This is a genomic window from Streptomyces sp. NPDC031132, from assembly GCF_055570595.1.
Map to the genome: position 1 here is coordinate 149180 of NZ_JBVIGX010000002.1, position 15781 is coordinate 164960.

16 protein-coding genes are annotated in these 15781 nt (G+C 72.3%); 3 read left to right on the forward strand and 13 right to left on the reverse strand.

Annotated elements, in window-relative coordinates; all coding sequences use genetic code 11:
• Nucleotides 1–68: 68 nt before the first annotated feature.
• The gene (locus tag ACZ49B_RS03705) at nt 69–1433 is read right to left on the reverse strand and encodes a class II 3-deoxy-7-phosphoheptulonate synthase (protein ID WP_468300079.1); all 1365 of its coding nucleotides are present in this window, start codon (nt 1431–1433) and stop codon (nt 69–71) included.
• Between the two features lie 255 nt (nt 1434–1688).
• Between ACZ49B_RS03705 and ACZ49B_RS03710 the strand changes: the two genes are divergently transcribed.
• Nucleotides 1689–3584, forward strand: a complete 1896-nt coding sequence (locus tag ACZ49B_RS03710) for an anthranilate synthase family protein (protein WP_468300081.1) — start codon at nt 1689–1691, stop codon at nt 3582–3584.
• Nucleotides 3585–3737: 153 nt separating this feature from the next.
• On the opposite strand, the gene ACZ49B_RS03715 is transcribed toward ACZ49B_RS03710, so the two are convergent.
• The 6 genes from ACZ49B_RS03715 to ACZ49B_RS03740 all read right to left on the reverse strand — a co-directional run bounded on the left by ACZ49B_RS03715 (nt 3738) and on the right by ACZ49B_RS03740 (nt 9093).
• Entirely contained in the window at nt 3738–4022 is a 285-nt protein-coding gene (locus ACZ49B_RS03715; RefSeq protein ID WP_468300083.1) for a hypothetical protein, read from the reverse strand.
• Between the two features lie 69 nt (nt 4023–4091).
• Nucleotides 4092–5090: a 2-hydroxyacid dehydrogenase gene (locus ACZ49B_RS03720; RefSeq protein WP_468300085.1), complete on the reverse strand. Its 999-nt coding sequence runs from the start codon at nt 5088–5090 to the stop codon at nt 4092–4094.
• A 91-nt stretch (nt 5091–5181) separates the two neighbouring features.
• Nucleotides 5182–6210: a 6-phosphofructokinase gene (locus tag ACZ49B_RS03725; RefSeq protein ID WP_468300087.1), complete on the reverse strand. Its 1029-nt coding sequence runs from the start codon at nt 6208–6210 to the stop codon at nt 5182–5184.
• A 176-nt stretch (nt 6211–6386) separates the two neighbouring features.
• Nucleotides 6387–7031, reverse strand: a complete 645-nt coding sequence (locus tag ACZ49B_RS03730; protein WP_468300745.1) for a response regulator — start codon at nt 7029–7031, stop codon at nt 6387–6389.
• A gap of 44 nt (nt 7032–7075) precedes the next feature.
• A complete protein-coding gene (gene macS, locus ACZ49B_RS03735) occupies nt 7076–8287 on the reverse strand; it encodes a MacS family sensor histidine kinase (protein WP_468300089.1) in 1212 nt (403 codons plus the stop codon).
• Between the two features lie 59 nt (nt 8288–8346).
• Nucleotides 8347–9093 carry a lysophospholipid acyltransferase family protein gene (locus ACZ49B_RS03740; RefSeq protein WP_468300091.1) on the reverse strand — a complete coding sequence of 249 codons (747 nt, stop codon included), beginning with the start codon at nt 9091–9093 and terminating at the stop codon, nt 8347–8349.
• 145 nt (nt 9094–9238) lie between these two features.
• On the opposite strand from ACZ49B_RS03740, the gene ACZ49B_RS03745 reads away from it, so the two are divergent.
• Together ACZ49B_RS03745 and ACZ49B_RS03750 are read left to right on the forward strand one after the other, a co-directional pair.
• Nucleotides 9239–10018: an alpha/beta hydrolase gene (locus ACZ49B_RS03745; protein ID WP_468300093.1), complete on the forward strand. Its 780-nt coding sequence runs from the start codon at nt 9239–9241 to the stop codon at nt 10016–10018.
• Complete coding sequence (locus ACZ49B_RS03750) at nt 10011–10571, forward strand: hypothetical protein (protein WP_468300095.1); 561 nt, start codon at nt 10011–10013, stop codon at nt 10569–10571. The genes ACZ49B_RS03745 and ACZ49B_RS03750 overlap by 8 nt, the downstream gene beginning before the upstream one ends.
• 22 nt (nt 10572–10593) lie before the next feature.
• Here the strand turns inward: ACZ49B_RS03750 and ACZ49B_RS03755 are convergent, their stop codons facing one another.
• The 6 genes from ACZ49B_RS03755 to ACZ49B_RS03780 all read right to left on the reverse strand — a co-directional run bounded on the left by ACZ49B_RS03755 (nt 10594) and on the right by ACZ49B_RS03780 (nt 15625).
• Complete coding sequence (locus tag ACZ49B_RS03755) at nt 10594–11358, reverse strand: endonuclease/exonuclease/phosphatase family protein (RefSeq protein WP_468300096.1); 765 nt, start codon at nt 11356–11358, stop codon at nt 10594–10596.
• A gap of 65 nt (nt 11359–11423) precedes the next feature.
• A complete protein-coding gene (locus ACZ49B_RS03760) occupies nt 11424–12365 on the reverse strand; it encodes an ROK family glucokinase (protein WP_468300098.1) in 942 nt (313 codons plus the stop codon).
• A gap of 61 nt (nt 12366–12426) precedes the next feature.
• Entirely contained in the window at nt 12427–12927 is a 501-nt protein-coding gene (locus ACZ49B_RS03765; protein WP_468300100.1) for a DUF5304 domain-containing protein, read from the reverse strand.
• A 73-nt stretch (nt 12928–13000) separates the two neighbouring features.
• Nucleotides 13001–14233: an ArsA family ATPase gene (locus ACZ49B_RS03770; protein WP_468300102.1), complete on the reverse strand. Its 1233-nt coding sequence runs from the start codon at nt 14231–14233 to the stop codon at nt 13001–13003.
• 45 nt (nt 14234–14278) lie between these two features.
• On the reverse strand, nt 14279–14719 hold the full coding sequence (locus ACZ49B_RS03775; RefSeq protein WP_468300104.1) for an SRPBCC family protein: 441 nt from the start codon (nt 14717–14719) through the stop codon (nt 14279–14281).
• A 123-nt stretch (nt 14720–14842) separates the two neighbouring features.
• Entirely contained in the window at nt 14843–15625 is a 783-nt protein-coding gene (locus ACZ49B_RS03780) for a metallophosphoesterase family protein (protein ID WP_468300106.1), read from the reverse strand.
• Between the last annotated feature and the right edge of the window lie 156 nt (nt 15626–15781).

The window sequence follows — 15781 nt, forward strand, 5'->3', positions numbered from 1 at the left end:
AAAAGCCCTGGCAACGACAGTGGGGCACGGATCACATCGATCCGTGCCCCACTGTCGTACGTTTCTACTTACTGATCGCGGTACATCTCGGCGACCAGGAAGGCCAGGTCCAGGGACTGGCTGCGGTTGAGCCGCGGGTCGCAGGCCGTCTCGTAGCGCTGGTGCAGGTCGTCGACGAAGATCTCGTCGCCGCCGCCCACGCACTCGGTGACGTCGTCACCGGTGAGCTCGACGTGGATGCCGCCCGGGTGGGTGCCGAGGCCCTTGTGGACCTCGAAGAAGCCCTTGACCTCGTCGAGCACGTCGTCGAAACGGCGCGTCTTGTGGCCGGAGGCCGCCTCGAAGGTGTTGCCGTGCATCGGGTCGGTGACCCAGGCGACGGTCGCGCCCGAGGCCGTGACCTTCTCGACCAGCTCGGGGAGCTTGTCGCGGACCTTGTCGGCGCCCATGCGGACGACGAAGGTCAGCCGGCCCGGCTCGCGCTCGGGGTCCAGGCGGTCGATGTACGTCAGCGCCTCGTCCACCGTGGTGGTCGGGCCGAGCTTGATGCCGATCGGGTTGGCGATCTGCGAGCAGAACTCGATGTGCGCGTGGTCCAGCTGCCGCGTGCGCTCACCGATCCAGACCATGTGGCCCGAGGTGTCGTACAGCTTGCCGGTCCGCGAGTCGGTGCGGGTCAGCGCGCCCTCGTAGTCGAGCAGCAGCGCCTCGTGGGAGGCGTAGAACTCGACGGCCTTGAACTCGGCCGGGTCGGTGCCGCACGCCTTCATGAAGTTCAGCGCGTTGTCGATCTCCCGCGCGAGCTGCTCGTAGCGCTGCCCGGACGGGGAGGACTTCACGAAGTCCTGGTTCCAGGCGTGCACCTGGCGCAGGTCGGCGTAACCACCGGTGGTGAAGGCGCGCACCAGGTTCAGCGTCGACGCGGACGCGTGGTACATGCGCTTCAGCCGCTCGGGGTCCGGGATCCGGGCCTCTTCGGTGAAGGCGAAGCCGTTGACGGAGTCGCCGCGGTAGGTCGGCAGGGTGATGCCGTCGCGGGTCTCGGTGTCCTTGGAGCGCGGCTTGGAGTACTGGCCCGCGATGCGGCCGACCTTGACGACGGGCACGGAGGCCGCGTACGTCAGGACGGCGCTCATCTGGAGCAGCGTCTTCAGCTTGGCTCGGATGTGCTCGGCGGACACGGCGTCGAAGGCCTCGGCACAGTCGCCGCCCTGCAGCAGGAACGCCTCGCCCTTGGCGACGGCTCCCAGACGGGCGCGCAGCTGGTCGCACTCGCCCGCGAAAACGAGCGGGGGATACGACTCGAGGTCCGCGACGACAGCGCGCAGTGCCTCGGCATCGGGGTACGAAGGCTGCTGCGCCGCGGGAAGGTCTCGCCAGGTCGCCTTGGCGGCGGGGGCTTGGGTTTCAGCGTTCACGGTCACCTCGTACACATTACGGTGTCTTGCGTCTCGTCCAGCCCGACGCCCACTCCGTGAGACGGGTGTCTCTGCGGGTGCGGGTGGGCTATCGTCGGCGGCATGTACGCGCTCTCGAACCAGAACTGGTGGTGGCCCGCTCCCGGCGGCCCACTTCTCGCGCGTACCCACTGACACGCACGACGCGAAGGCCGCCCGAGGGGCGGCCTTCGGTGCTTTCCGGGCCCGGCCGCTCCTCTTCACCCCGCCGATGGAGAAGGACGCCCGCCCATGGAAACCAGCCGCCTGGAACCCAGCCGCCTGCTCGGCCTGCTCGACGACTCCTGCCCGCCGTTCGCCCTGCTGCGCCGCCGGACCCCCGGCCGCGACCACGACACCGTCGAGGTGTTGATCGGCCCGGTCCACGAGGCCGGGCTCCTCGCCGAGCTGCCCGTACGGGAGCTGCCCACCCTCGCCCTCGTCCCGTTCCGGCAGATCCGCGAGCGCGGGTTCGACGTACGCGACGACGGTACGCCGCTGAGCGTGCTGGCCGCCGAGGAGGCGTACGAGATCCCCCTCGCGGAGGCGCTGGCCGCGCTGCCGGACCACCCGGTGCGGGTCGGGGGCGGCGGCTTCGACGTGCCCGACGAGGAGTACGCGGCGACCGTCGAGCGCGTGATCCGGGACGAGATCGGCCGCGGCGAGGGCGCGAACTTCGTCATCCGGCGCACGTACGAGGGCCGGATCGACGGCTTCGGGCGGGCCGACGCGCTCGCGCTGTTCCGGCGGCTGCTGCTGGGCGAGCGGGGTGCGTACTGGACGTACGTCGTGCACACCGGCGACCGCACGCTGGTCGGGGCCAGCCCCGAGGTCCACGTGCGGATGTCCGGCGGCACGGTCGTGATGAACCCCATCAGCGGGACGTACCGCTACCCGGCCGGGGGCCCGACGTCCGCGTCCCTCCTCGCCTTCCTCGGCGACCGCAAGGAGACCGAGGAGCTGTCGATGGTGGTCGACGAAGAGCTGAAGATGATGTGCACCGTCGGCGACATGGGCGGGGTCGTCGTCGGGCCGCGGCTGAAGGAGATGGCGCACCTCGCGCACACCGAGTACGAGCTGCGCGGCCGGTCCTCGCTGGACGTACGGGAGGTGCTGCGCGAGACGATGTTCGCGGCGACGGTGACCGGGTCGCCCGTGCAGAACGCCTGCCGGGTGATCGAGCGGTACGAGGCCGACGGGCGCGGCTACTACGCGGGCGCGCTGGCCCTGCTCGGCGTGGACGCCTCGGGGTCCCAGACGCTGGACTCCCCGATCCTGATCCGGACCGCGGACATCGCGCCGGACGGCACGCTGCGGGTGCCGGTGGGGGCGACGCTGGTGCGGCACTCGGACCCGGCGGGCGAGGTGGCGGAGACCCACGCGAAGGCGGCCGGGGTGCTGGCGGCGCTCGGGGTCCGCCCGGCGGCCCCGCGGCCGGCGTCCGGTTCGGCCGGCCTCGCCGGCGACCCCCGGGTCCAGGCGGCCCTCGCGGCTCGCCGCCGGGACCTGGCGCCGTTCTGGCTCCGGATGCAGGATCAGCCCCCGGCTCGGCTCGGCCACGCGCTGGTGGTGGACGGGGAGGACACGTTCACGGCGATGCTGGCCCATGTCCTGCGGGTGGCGGGGCTGGAGGTGACGGTACGCCGCTACGACGATCCCGGGCTGCGGGAGACGGCCCTGTCCTGGACCGGCCCGGTCGTCCTGGGCCCGGGGCCGGGGAACCCGGCGGATGCGGCCGACCCGAAGATGCGGATGCTGCGCGGGCTGGCCGGCGAGCTCCTGGCCGGGCACCGGCACGGCCTGCTCGGGGTCTGCCTGGGGCACGAACTGCTGGCGGCGGAGCTGGGGCTGCCGCTGATCCGCAAGGCGGAGCCGGCGCAGGGGGCGCAGACGCGGATCGACTTCTTCGGGAGGGAGGAGGTGGTGGGTTTCTACAACACGTACACGGCGCACTGCCCCGACGCCGCGGCGGCCCGCCTGTCGGAGCAGGGTGTGGAGGTCTCCCGCGACGCGGTGACGGGAGAGGTCCAAGCCCTCCGCGCACCCGCCTTCGCGGGGGTCCAGTTCCACCCGGAATCGATCCTCACCCTCCGGGGCGCCGACCTGCTCCGCGAGCTCCTGGTCGCGGTGACGACGGCCACGGTCTAGTGCTGCGCGGGCCTTTTGCCCCCCAGGGGTCCGCGCGAAAGCGCCGGCGGGGCTGGTTTCAGCCCCGCCGGCGCTTGAGGCGCGGGTCCGGGCGGAGCCCGGTGAACGGGGAGAAGGGCGGGGAGGGGCAGGAGCTCCGCGCGGCGGGAGCCGTCAGGCCGGGGTCGGCTTCGTGCGGCAGGACAGGAGCGTCCGGACCAGCCGGCAGGTCAGGATGGGGCCCAGCAGGGCCGCGCCGGCCAGCAAGACCGTGAGGTTCCCGAAGGCCAGCGCCAGCGACACCGGCGCGCCCACCGCCGGATCCGCGAACGCCAGCCACGCGTCCACCTTCTCCCCCGGCCGGGAACGAAGCGCGGGCCGCAGGGCCCTGACGGCGTACACGAGCTGTACCGCGGCAAAGGCCATCAAGATCCCGCGGCCCCAGGAAGGTATGTCCACGTGGCCGAATTTAGGCCATGCACCCGCCCCGTGCACATGGCCCCCGCCTGAACTCCGGACGAACTCGCGTCACTCGGGGGACAGCGTGTTCTCCGACCTCCGCCCCGCCAGGTAGTCCGCCACGTTCCGGACGGTCGTCTCGACGATCTGGCCCACCGCGTCGTGCGTGTAGTACGCCTGGTGCGAGGTGACCACCACGTTCGGGAACGTGATCAGGCGCGCCAGGGTGTCGTCCTCGACGGGCTCCAGGGACTTGTCCAGGAAGAACAGCCCGGCCTCCGCCTCGTACACGTCCAGCCCGACCCCCTCGAAGCGCCCGGACCGCAGCTCCGACACCAGCGCCTGCGAGTCGATCAGCCCGCCGCGGCTGGAGTTCACCAGGATCGCGTCGTCCTTCATCATCCGCAGCGCGGCCGCGTCGATGATGTGGTGCGTCGACTCCAGCAGGGGCACGTGCAGGCTGACCAGGTCCGCGGACGTGAGCAGCTCCTCCTTGTCCACGTACTTCATGCCCAGCTCCACGCACGCCGGGTTCTGCACGACGTCCCAGCCCAGCAGGTTCATGCCGAAGCCGTGCGCGATCCGGGTGAACGCCTCGCCGATCTTGCCGGTGCCGAGCACGCCCACGGTGCGGCCCCGCATGTCTCGGCCCATCAGCCCGGCCAGCCGGAAGTCGAAATCCCGCGTCCGGTTCGAGGCACGGACGATCCGCCGGTTCACGGCCATCGCCAGGGTCCAGGCGAACTCGGCGACGGAGTGGGGGGAGTAGTACGAGACCCGGCTCACGGTCATGCCGAGCTGCCGGGCGACGTCCAGGTCGATGTTGTTGAACCCCGTGGACCGCTGGGCGATCATCTTCGTCCCGCCCCCGGCCAGGGTCCGCAGCACGCGTCCGTTCAGGTCCGCGTTGACGCTCGACGAGACGATCTCGTACCCGGCCGCGATGGGGGCGGTGTCCTCGGTCAGGAACACGTTCAGGCAGCGCACTTCGTGGTGCCCCGCGGCCGCGAACGCCTTCTCGATCAGCGGCTGCTCGTCGCCCTGCACCCCGAATGCCAGGATTTCCACGTTCACTCCTGCACTGAGCCGCAATTGGACCTTGGGTCGTTTCGTCACTGTACGGCCCTATACGACCCAAGGCCCGCTCGCCCGCTCCGGCTCAGCCGAAGAACACCCCGACCTCCTCGTACAGCGCCGGGTCCACGGTCTTCAGCTTCGCCGTCGCGTCCGCGATCGGCACCCGCACGATGTCCGTCCCCTTCAGCGCGACCATCTTCCCGAAGTCACCGTCGTGCACGGCGTCGATCGCGTGGAGCCCGAACCGCGTCGCCAGCCACCGGTCGAACGCGCTCGGCGTGCCCCCGCGCTGGATGTGCCCGAGCACCGTGGTCCGGGCCTCCTTGCCCGTCCGCGCCTCGATCTCCTTGGCCAGCCACTCCCCCACGCCCGACAGCCGGACGTGCCCGAACGAGTCGGTGGTGGCGTCCTTCAGCACCATCTCCCCGTCCTGGGGCATGGCCCCCTCGGCGACCACCACGATCGGCGCGTAGCTCGCCTTGAACCGGGAGGTCACCCACGCGCACACCTGGTCCACGTCGAAGCGCTGCTCCGGGATGAGGATGACGTTGGCGCCGCCCGCCAGCCCCGAGTGCAGGGCGATCCAGCCGGCGTGCCGGCCCATCACCTCGACGACGAGCACCCGCATGTGCGACTCGGCCGTGGTGTGCAGCCGGTCGATGGCTTCCGTGGCGATGCCCACCGCCGTGTCGAAGCCGAACGTGTAGTCCGTGGCCGACAGGTCGTTGTCGATGGTCTTCGGGACGCCGACGCACGGGATGCCGTACTCCCCGTACAGCTTGGCGGCCACGCCCAGGGTGTCCTCGCCGCCGATCGCGACGAGCGCCTCGACCTCGTACTTCGCGAGGTTCTCCTTGATCCGCCGGACCCCGTTCTCCTGCTTGAACGGGTTGGTCCGCGAGGAGCCGAGGACGGTGCCGCCGCGCGGCAGGATGCCGCGGACGGCGGAGATGCCGAGCGGGACGGTGTCCCCCTCGACCGCGCCGCGCCAGCCGTCCTTGAAGCCGATGAACTCGCACCCGTACTCCTGGACGCCCTTGCGGACGACGGCACGGATGACCGCGTTGAGCCCGGGGCAGTCGCCGCCGCCCGTCAGCACTCCGACCTTCATGGAATCTCCCTTCGCCACAGGGCCCACCGAGCCCGCATGACGGCCACGCTAGTGGTGACTCAGGTCACAGCAAGGGACCGGGGAGGGTCAATTCCGGTGGAATTACGGGGCGTTGCGTCCCCCCGTTCACTCGTACGAGGACGTAAGTACGACGTACGACACCGTGCGCGTCCCCGTTACGCGTCGTCGAGGCCGCGCTCTATCGCGTAGCGGACGAGCTCCACCCGGTTGTGCAACTGGAGCTTGCCCAGGGTGTTCTGCACGTGGTTCTGCACCGTGCGGTGGGAGATGACGAGGCGCTCCGCGATCTGCTTGTACGAGAGCCCCTTGGCCACCAGCCGCAACACCTCGGTCTCGCGGTCGGTCAGTTGGGGGACCTTCGGCTCGTCGGGGGCGGCGGGCGCCGGGTCCGTGGCCAGGCGCCGGTACTCGCCGAGGACCAGCCCCGCCAGGCCCGGGGTGAACACCGGGTCGCCGGCCGCGGTGCGGCGGACCGCGTCGATCAGCTCCTGGGCGCCCGCGGACTTGAGGAGGTAGCCGGTCGCGCCGGACTTCACGGCCTCCAGGACGTCGGCGTGCTCACCGCTGGCGGACAGCACGAGGACGCGCAGCGCGGGGTTGGCGCCGACGAGCTCCTTGCAGACCTGCACCCCGGGCATGCCGGGCAGGTTGAGGTCGAGGACCAGGACGTGGGGGGCGGCGGGCACGGCCCGGCGGACCGCTTCGGGGCCGTCGCCGGCCGTGGCGACCACGTCGAAGCCGGCGGCGGTCAGGTCGCGGGCGACGGCGTCCCGCCACATCGGGTGGTCGTCGACGACCATCACCTTGATCTCGTGCGGCTGCGGCTGCGGCTCGGCGGTCTGGCTCACTGGGTGCTCCCCCTCGGTACTTTCAGTTCCACTTCGGTGCCCTGCCCGGGGACGGACACCAGCTCGGCGCTGCCGCCGAGGTCCCGCAGCCGGCCGCGGATGGACAGGGCCACGCCCATCCGCCCCTCGCCCTCGGCCTGGTCGAGCCGGCCCGCCGGGATGCCCGGGCCGTCGTCGCGGACGGTCACGATCACCTCGTCGCCCCAGTCCTCCACCAGGATCCAGGCCCGGGCCCCGTCCCCGGCGTGCTTGCGCACGTTGTCGAGGGCGGCGCCGACCGCGGCGGCCAGCTCCTTCGCCGCGGGCACCGGCAGCAGCACCGGCGTGCCCGGCTCGGCGAAGCTGACCCGGGATCCTGCGTGCGGGGCGAGGAGGGTCCGCAGATCCAGCTCGCCCTCGTCGGCGCCGGGCTCCTCCACCTCGTACGCGTCCACCAGCGCGCCGAGCGACCCGTCGCGGCAGATCCGGGAGGTGGGCACCAGCCCGCTGGTGACCAGGGTGCGCAGCGCCACCTCCTGCTCCCCGGCCATCCGGCCGAGCTCGGCGGCCTCGCCGCCCAGCTCGGTGCCGCGCCGCTGGACCATGGCGAGGACCTGGAGGACCCCGTCGTGGATGTCGCGGGCCAGGCGTTCGCGCTCGCGGGTGGCGGCCTCGATCTCCAGGGCGCGGGCGAGGGTGGCCTCACTGGCCCGGGCGACCTCGACGACGTACCCGATGGCGATGGAAGCGACCCAGACCAGCAGCACGTTGTGCAGGGTGTCGCGGGTGGGATCGCCGCCGTGGACCAGGACGTTGGCGACGGCCACGAAGGTCGAGGCGAATCCCGCCCAGCGCCAGCCGCCCTTGATCGCGAAGGCGAGGACGGAGCCCGCCGTCCAGATGCTGGGGAGGGTGGGGCCGCCCGCGGCGATCCGCTCGTACGTGTCCGCGACCGGGGTGAGCAGAATCCCGACGAGGGCGACGGTGAGGTCGGCCCCGAGGAAGCGCTTGGTGCAGCTGACGGCGTTCGCCACCTTGCGGTGGGTGGCCACGGTCCAGACGGCGAGCACGGCGAGGTAGCCGGCCGCGACCCAGGGGCGGTCGAAGTCCTTGTACGCCGAGGCGAACAGCAGGGCCGCGTAGACCATGGTGATCAGCCGGTAGGCGGTCAGGGCCCGCCACAACGGCTGCTCGACCGACATGCGCACGACGCGTTCGCGTTTCGCCATCTCCCCCACCCCGTGCGGGCGGTACCGCCCGTTCTGCCCGCGCTGCCCGCCCTGCTCCGCTACTCCGCGCTCTTGGCGGCGTTCTTCTCGGCGGCGGCCTTGGCGGCCTTCTCGGCCTTCTCCGCGTCGGCGATCTGGCGCTTGGCGGCCGTCGCGTAGATGTCGACGTATTCCTGGCCGGACAGCTTCATGATCTCGTACATGACCTCGTCGGTCACCGAGCGCAGGATGAAGCGGTCTCCGTCCATGCCCTGGTAGCGGCTGAAGTCCAGCGGCTTGCCGATCCGGATGCCGGGGCGCATCAGCTTCGGGACGACCTTGCCGGGCGGCTGGATCTTCTCCGTGTCGATCATCGCGACGGGGATCACCGGGGCGCCGGTGGCCAGGGCCACCCGGGCCAGCCCGCCGGGCTTGCCGCGGTAGAGGCGGCCGTCGGGTGAACGCGTGCCCTCGGGGTAGATACCGAACAGCTCCCCGCGCTCGATGACGTCGATGCCGCTCTTGACCGCGGCCTCGCCGGCCCCCCGCGCGCCGGAGCGGTCCACCGGGAGCTGGCCGACGCCCTTGAAGAAGGCGGCCGTCAGCTTGCCCTTGACGCCCGGGGAGGTGAAGTACTCCGCCTTCGCGATGAAGGTGACCTTCCGGTCCAGCACGGCCGGCAGGAAGAAGGAGTCGGAGAACGACAGGTGGTTGCTCGCGAGGATCGCCGGCCCCTCGGCGGGAATGTTCTCGAGGCCCTCCACCCACGGCCTGAAGGCGAGCTTCAGGGAACCCCCGATGGAGAACTTCATTGCGCCGTAGATCAACTCGAAAGCCTTCCTGTGTCTGTCGAACAGACCATATCCCCTGGCTCGGGCGTGAGCGGTCGACGACCCTGGTCGGTGTCACCCCCGTCGCGTACGGTGAAGTCACACAGCGCTACGCACCCCCCACCCGTCGAAGGAGACCCTGGTGCCCGTCCTCCCTGGAGCTGAGCCGTTCCGCCACGAGGGCGGAGAGGTCGGCGTCCTCCTCTGCCACGGCTTCACCGGTTCCCCGCAGTCGCTGCGCCCGTGGGCCGAGTATCTCGCCGGGCAGGGCCTGACGGTGTCGCTGCCGCTGCTGCCCGGGCACGGGACGCGGTGGCAGGACATGCAGCTCACGGGCTGGCAGGACTGGTACGCGGAGGTCGACCGCGCGCTGCGGGAGCTGCTGGACCGGTGCACGCAGGTGTTCGTCTTCGGCCTGTCCATGGGCGGTGCGCTGAGCCTGCGGCTGGCGGCGAAGCACGGGGACGCGATCAGCGGGCTCGTGCTCGTCAACCCGGCCAACAAGGTGCACGACCCGCTGGCCGTCGCCCTCCCGGTGGCCAAGCACTTCATCCGCTCGACCCCGGGCATCGCGAGCGACATCGCGAAGCCGGGCTCGGACGAGGTCGGGTACGACCGGGTCCCGACCCGGGCCGCGCACTCGCTGCGCAAGTTCCTGCAGATGCTGGACACCGAGCTGCCGCAGGTGACGCAGCCGGTGCTGCTGCTGCACAGCCCGCAGGACCATGTCGTACCGCCGGTCGACTCGGCGCGGATCCTCGCGCGGATCTCGTCGACGGACGTCACCGAGACCCTGCTGGAACAGAGCTACCACGTCGCGACGTTGGACTACGACGCGGAGCAGATCTTCGCGGACAGTTTTGCGTTCGTCGGGCGGCTCGCGGAGAGCGTCGGCAGGGAGGGGGCGGCCAGCGGTGGCTGAGCACGAGGAGTCCCCGGGGGGTGTCCCCCCACTGGACGAGGAGGCGGCCTGGGCGGCGATCGTCGCCGGGTACGGGCTGGAGCCCCCGGACCCGCCGGGGTCGAGACCGTTCCGGCCGATCGAGAACCTGATGCTGCCGGAGGAGGACGTGGAGCCGGCTCCGGAGCCTCCGGCGGACAAGGAGCCCCCGGCTCCGGCGCTGGGCAGCTCCGTGGTCTTCGCCCCGGGTGTGGGCGTGCCGGGTCCCGGCACCGGTCCGGGGATCGGGCCGCGGGACCACACGCCGGCGGAGCCGGACGAGAAGGACGAGGGCCACTTCGTCCCCCCGGAGCCGGAGCTCCCGACTGCGGACACGACGGCGAAGTTCGCGTGGCTGGCGGTGGTGGGCGGCCCGGTGCTGCTGCTGGTGGCGGTGCTGCTGCAGTGGGACATGACGTGGTGGCTCACGACGCTGGGCATCGGCGGCTTCCTCGGCGGCTTCGCCACGCTGGTGGCGCGGATGTCGCAGGGCGACGACGAGGACGACGATCCGGGCCGCGGCGCGGTGGTGTAGGACGCGGCCCGGACCCTGCGCCTCAAACGCCGGATTTCCCGGCCGGGAGGCGGAGGGTGGCCAGGACCGGGAGGTGGTCCGTGGCCGCCCGGAGGTCTGTTGCCGTGATGCCGGGTAGATGGGTCGGGACGCCGCAGGTCAGGACCTCCACGCCTTGCGTCGCGAAGATCGCGTCGATCCGCCGCGGCGGGCCGGAGCCGACGAAGGTGTGCTCGTCGCCCCAGGGGGACACCGTCCAGCAGTCCTGGAGGGCGGTGGAGAGACGGCGGAACGCCGGGCCCGACGGCGTCTCGTTGATGTCTCCCGCCGCGATGGCGTACGGGGCGTCCGTGGACGTGAGGCGGTCCACGAGGAGGTCGGCCTGCGCCCGGCGTTCCGCCCCGTCCAGCGACAGGTGCGCGCTCAGCACCGCCACCCGCGCGGCCCCGAAGCGGACCACCGCGGTGGCGAAACCCCGCCGGTGCAGGCCCGGGGTGAGCGGGAGGAGTACGTCCTCCGTCCGCTCCACGAAGGCCCGCAGGGAGCAGAGCAGGAGCGGGCCCGCGGCGGTGGCGCCGCCGCTCAGCACCACCAGGTCCGTCTTCGCGGCCAGCCGCGCCGCGTGCTTGCGCCAGCGGAAGAACCGCGGCGCCTCCTGGATGAAGACGAGGTCGGGGGCGCACGCGCGGATCACCCTGGCCAGCGCCTCCTCGTCGTCCCGCATCGAGCGGATGTTGTAGCTGAGGGCTCGGATCACCGCGGAACCGTCGGGTTCCGTCACAGAGTTCGGCAGCATGCACGGCAACATAGCCAGACTGCCCGCCGTCCCACAGGGGGCGCGGCGGGCAGTCCGGACAACAGGAGGCGCAGGCGTCAGCCCTGGCGGGCCAGGTCCGCAGCGCCGACGAGGCCGGCCCTGCCGCCCAGCTGCGCGGCCAGGACCTGCGCGTGCGGGCGCCATGCGCCGCCGACCAGCCAGCGCTTGAAGGACTTGCGGATCGGGTCGAGGACGAGGTCGCCCTCGTCCGAGACCCCGCCGCCGACGATGAACGCCGACGGGTCGAAGAGCGACGCCAGGTCGGCCAGCCCGGCACCCGCCCAGCGGGCCAGCTCGCGGAATGCGTCGATGGCCACCAGGTCACCGGCCCGCGCGGCCTCGCTGATGTGCTTGCCCTCGATGCCGTCGGCGGTGCCGTCGCCGAGCGAGAGCAGGACCGTCGCGTTCTCGGGGGTGGCCTTGGCGCGCTGCTTCGCGTACCGGACGAGCGCGCGCCCGGAGGCGTACTGCTCCCAGCAGCCCTGGCTCCCGCACCCGCACAGCAGGCCGTCCGGGACCACCCGGATGTGCCCGAACTCGGCCGCCACGCCGAAGCGTCCGCGGCGCAGCTTGTTGCCGATGATGATGCCGCCGCCCAGGCCCGTGCCGAGCGTGATGCAGATGACGTCGTCGTGGCCCTGGCCGGCGCCGAAGCGGTACTCGCCCCAGGCGGCGCAGTTCGCGTCGTTCTCGACGACGACCGGCAGGCCGATGCGCTGCTCGACCTTGTCCTTGAGCGGCTCGTGCCGCCAGTTGATGTTCGGCGCGAAGAGCACGGTCGCGCGCTTGTCGTCCACGTAGCCGGCGGCGCCGATGCCGACGGCCTCGATGGTGTGGTTGCTGCTGACTTCGGACACTGCGGCGCAGATCGCGTCCGTCACTCCGTCCGCGGTCGGCGGGGTGGGCACCTTGTACGTCTCAAGGATGGTGCCCTCTTCGTCGACCACGCCGGCCGCGATCTTCGTGCCGCCGATGTCGACGCCGATGGTGAGTCCCATTAGTCCCTCGGTTTCCGGTCAAACCCCGCCACGGCCAACGGTACCCGAGGGCAGCAGGGTCTCAGTCGAGATCGATCCGCTGCGTCGGACCGCTCCCGCCCTCGTCACGGGGGTCGGAGCGGTCTCCGGAGGGGCGCTCGCCCGAGGGGCGGTCGCCGGAGGGGCCGTCCGGGCCCGTGCCCGCAGCGGACTCGTCGCGGGTCCAGCGGCGCTCGTGGCCCTCGACGGCCGAGCGGTACGCGGCGAGCAGCTCGGAGCCGGCCGCCGCGAGGTGGTCGAAGACCTCGGGGTTGCGCTCGACGACGGGCTTGGCGGCGGCCTTCGCCTGGTTGACGAACTGGCGTACCGCTCCCTGGGCGGCGGCGCCGAGCAGCGGGTTGTTCAGCCCGGAGACCTTGTCGGCGACGGCCTCGAACAGCTTGAAGAGCTCGTCGGCGGCGGTTCCGGTGCCGTCGTCGGTGCCGCCCTGCCGGGCCCGGCGGCGCTCCTGCTCCGCGGCGAGGTCCTCGGCGCAGGCCTTGGCCCAGGCGTCGTCGGCGGGACGGTCGGTGGCCTCGCTCATGGCGGACTCTCCTGCGGCAGCTGCTGGTGCGGTACGTACTACCTTCGACGTTACCCGAACGGGGGTACGCGGTTCAGGTCCTGCGGGGCCAGAGCCCCGGGTCCGGCGTGAAGCGGATGCGGAGCTCCCCGGCGGCGAGGGCGGCGCCGGAGACCGTGCAGCGGCGCAGCGCCGAGGGCAGCGGAACGATCCTGCGGTACGGGCCGGCCGCGAGCAGCAGCTCGTCGCCGCGCCGGACCAGGTCGAGGTCGCGCTTGTGGGCGCCGGGCAGCGGCACCACCCAGACGAGTACCCCGTCGTCGGCGAGGCGGTCCTCGACCACCCAGGCCCGGCGGTCCCGGGCGCTGTCCCGGGCTGCGTCCCCGGGCTCCCCGGAGGCCCCCGGAACGAGCGCCTCCGCCCCGGTGAGCCGTGCGAGGTCCTCCGGCCCCCGGGGGTCCCGCCCGAGGTGGCCCAGCGGCAGCACGGGGGTGTCCCCGGCCCACTGGGCGGCGTACTTCTCCTGCTGGGCGGCGAGCCCGGCCAGCCAGGGGTCGGGCGAGTCCTGCGGCACCATCCGGTTGGCGACGATCGCGGCGACCGGCAGCTGCTCGAGGGCGAGGCCGAGCAGCCCGGTCCGCAGTGCGGCGTCGGCGCCCGGTCCCGGCTCGGCGACGACCCGCAGCGAGGTGGTGGCGGCCTCCACGACGGCCTGGACGGCGGCCAGCTCCTCGTCCCAGCGCGCGGCGGCCTCGTACAGCCACTGTGCGGGCATGGGTACGCCGGCCAGCTGGGCCAGTACGGGCCTCAGGGCGCGGGCCGCCTGCCGCTCGGCCGGGAGCAGCCGGGCCAGGTAGCGGCGCAGCTGGGCGGGGAGGGCGAGGGTGGCCACGGCCTGGTGGAGCGGGGGCATGTCGACGACGACGAGGTCGGTGCCGGGTGCGGAGGCGGCCCGGCGCAGGGCGCGCAGCAGGGCGAACTGCTCGGCGCCGGGCAGCTCGGTGAGCTCCTCGGCCCCGAGCGGGCGGGCGCCGACCATGCCGAGCAGGGCGGATCCGCGCTCCTGGAGGGCGACGAGCTCCTGGCGGAACTCCTCGCCGGAGTCCACGCGGGCCGCGAGGACCCCGGCGACGGGTACGGCCGCCAGCCCGGGCGCGGCTTCGACGGGCTCGCCCGTGGGCTCCCCGAGCAGTGCGGCCAGGGGGTTCCCGGGGTCACCGGAGAGCAGCAGCACCCGCGCACCGCTCCCGGCTGCGGCGAGGGCGGTGGCGGCGGCCACCGTGGTCCGCCCTGCCCCTCCGGGGCCGGTGACGAGCAGAGTGTGCATGCAGGTGCTCCGGTTCGTGTGCCTGTAGTGCGGGAGCCGGGCCGCTCAGACCGTTTCGACGCGCTTCTTCAGGCCGGCCAGGGCGCGGTCGATGATGACCTTCTCGGCCTTGCGCTTGATCATGCCGAGCATCGGGATCTTGACGTCCACGGTCAGCTGGTAGGTGACCTCGGTGCGCTTGCCGCCTTCCAGCGGGGCGAGCCGGTAGGAGCCGTCGAGCTGGCGCAGCATCTGCGACTTGTCCAGGGTCCAGCTGACCTCGTCCGTACCCTTCCAGGTGTAGGCGAGGGTGTGGTCGTCCTTGATCGCGCCCGCGTCCAGCAGCAGCCGGACCTTCTCGGCGCGGCCCTCGGCGTCGGTGGCCAGCACCTCGGCCTCCTTCACCTCTCCGGTCCACTCGGGGTAGCGGGCGAAGTCGGCGATCACGGCCATCACGTCGGCCGGCGCCGCCTCGATCGTGATGCTCGAGCTGGTGTGTTCGGCCATGGCGGTCGCCCCTCCAGGGATTGTTCGAGGAAGTGTGCGGCCTGCGGCCGCCGCGTGCAGGCTACCGTGCGTGCGGAGGTCGCCACTCCAGGGCCCGGGGCTCTCCGCTCCGGGGCCCCCGGCTCACCACTCCAGGGCCCACGGCCTTCCGGTGGCGGCGAAATGCCCGACGTTCACGCATTCAGTTCCGCCGATCCGCATCCGCCGGGCCAGCGGCTGGTGCACGTGACCGAACAGCGCGTACCGCGGGCGGGTCCGCCGGATCGCGGCGAGCAGGGCCTCGCTGCCGCGTTCGAACCGGCGCGCGACCGTGTCGTAGCAGAGTTCGGGAACCTCCGGCGGGATGTGCGAGCAGAGCACGTCCACCTCGCCGAGCGCCTCCACCTTGGCGGCGTACTCGTCCTCGTCCACCTCGTACGGGGTGCGCATCGGGGAGGGCAGTCCGCCGCCGACGAAGCCGAAGACGCGGCCGCCGATCTCCACCCGCTGCCCGTCGAGGACGGTCGTGCCGGGGCCGGCGTACTCGGCCCACAGACCCGGGATGTCGACATTGCCGTAGGTGGCGTACGTGGGCTGCGGGAACGCGGCGAACATCTCGGCGTACTGGCGGCGCACCGCGCCCTCGATCAGCCGTTCCCGGTCGAGCCCGGCCCACAGCCGCCGCCCGAAGTCGCGGGCCTCGTCGAAGCGGCGCGCGGTGCGCAGCTCCACGATCCGGTCGGCGTTCTCGACGCCGAACAGGTCGGGGAAGATGCCGCGCGAGTGGTCGGCGTAGTCGAGGAAGAGCACGAGGTCGCCGAGGCAGATCAGGGCGTCGGCGCCGTCACCGGCGCGGGCGAGCGCCTCGGCGTTGCCGTGGACGTCGCTGACGACATGGACTCGCGTACTACTTTTCCTGCCAACCATGCGCCCCACCCTAGGGGGGCCTGGGGGCAGCGGGTAGAGGAACCTTCACAGGCTGCCTACCTGCGGTTACTTCCGCGTTGCAAACGGGGTCGACTACTGTCGGCTTGGCACGGCCGTGTGCATGTGACGCACGGAACATCTGGCCGGTTCCCTCTA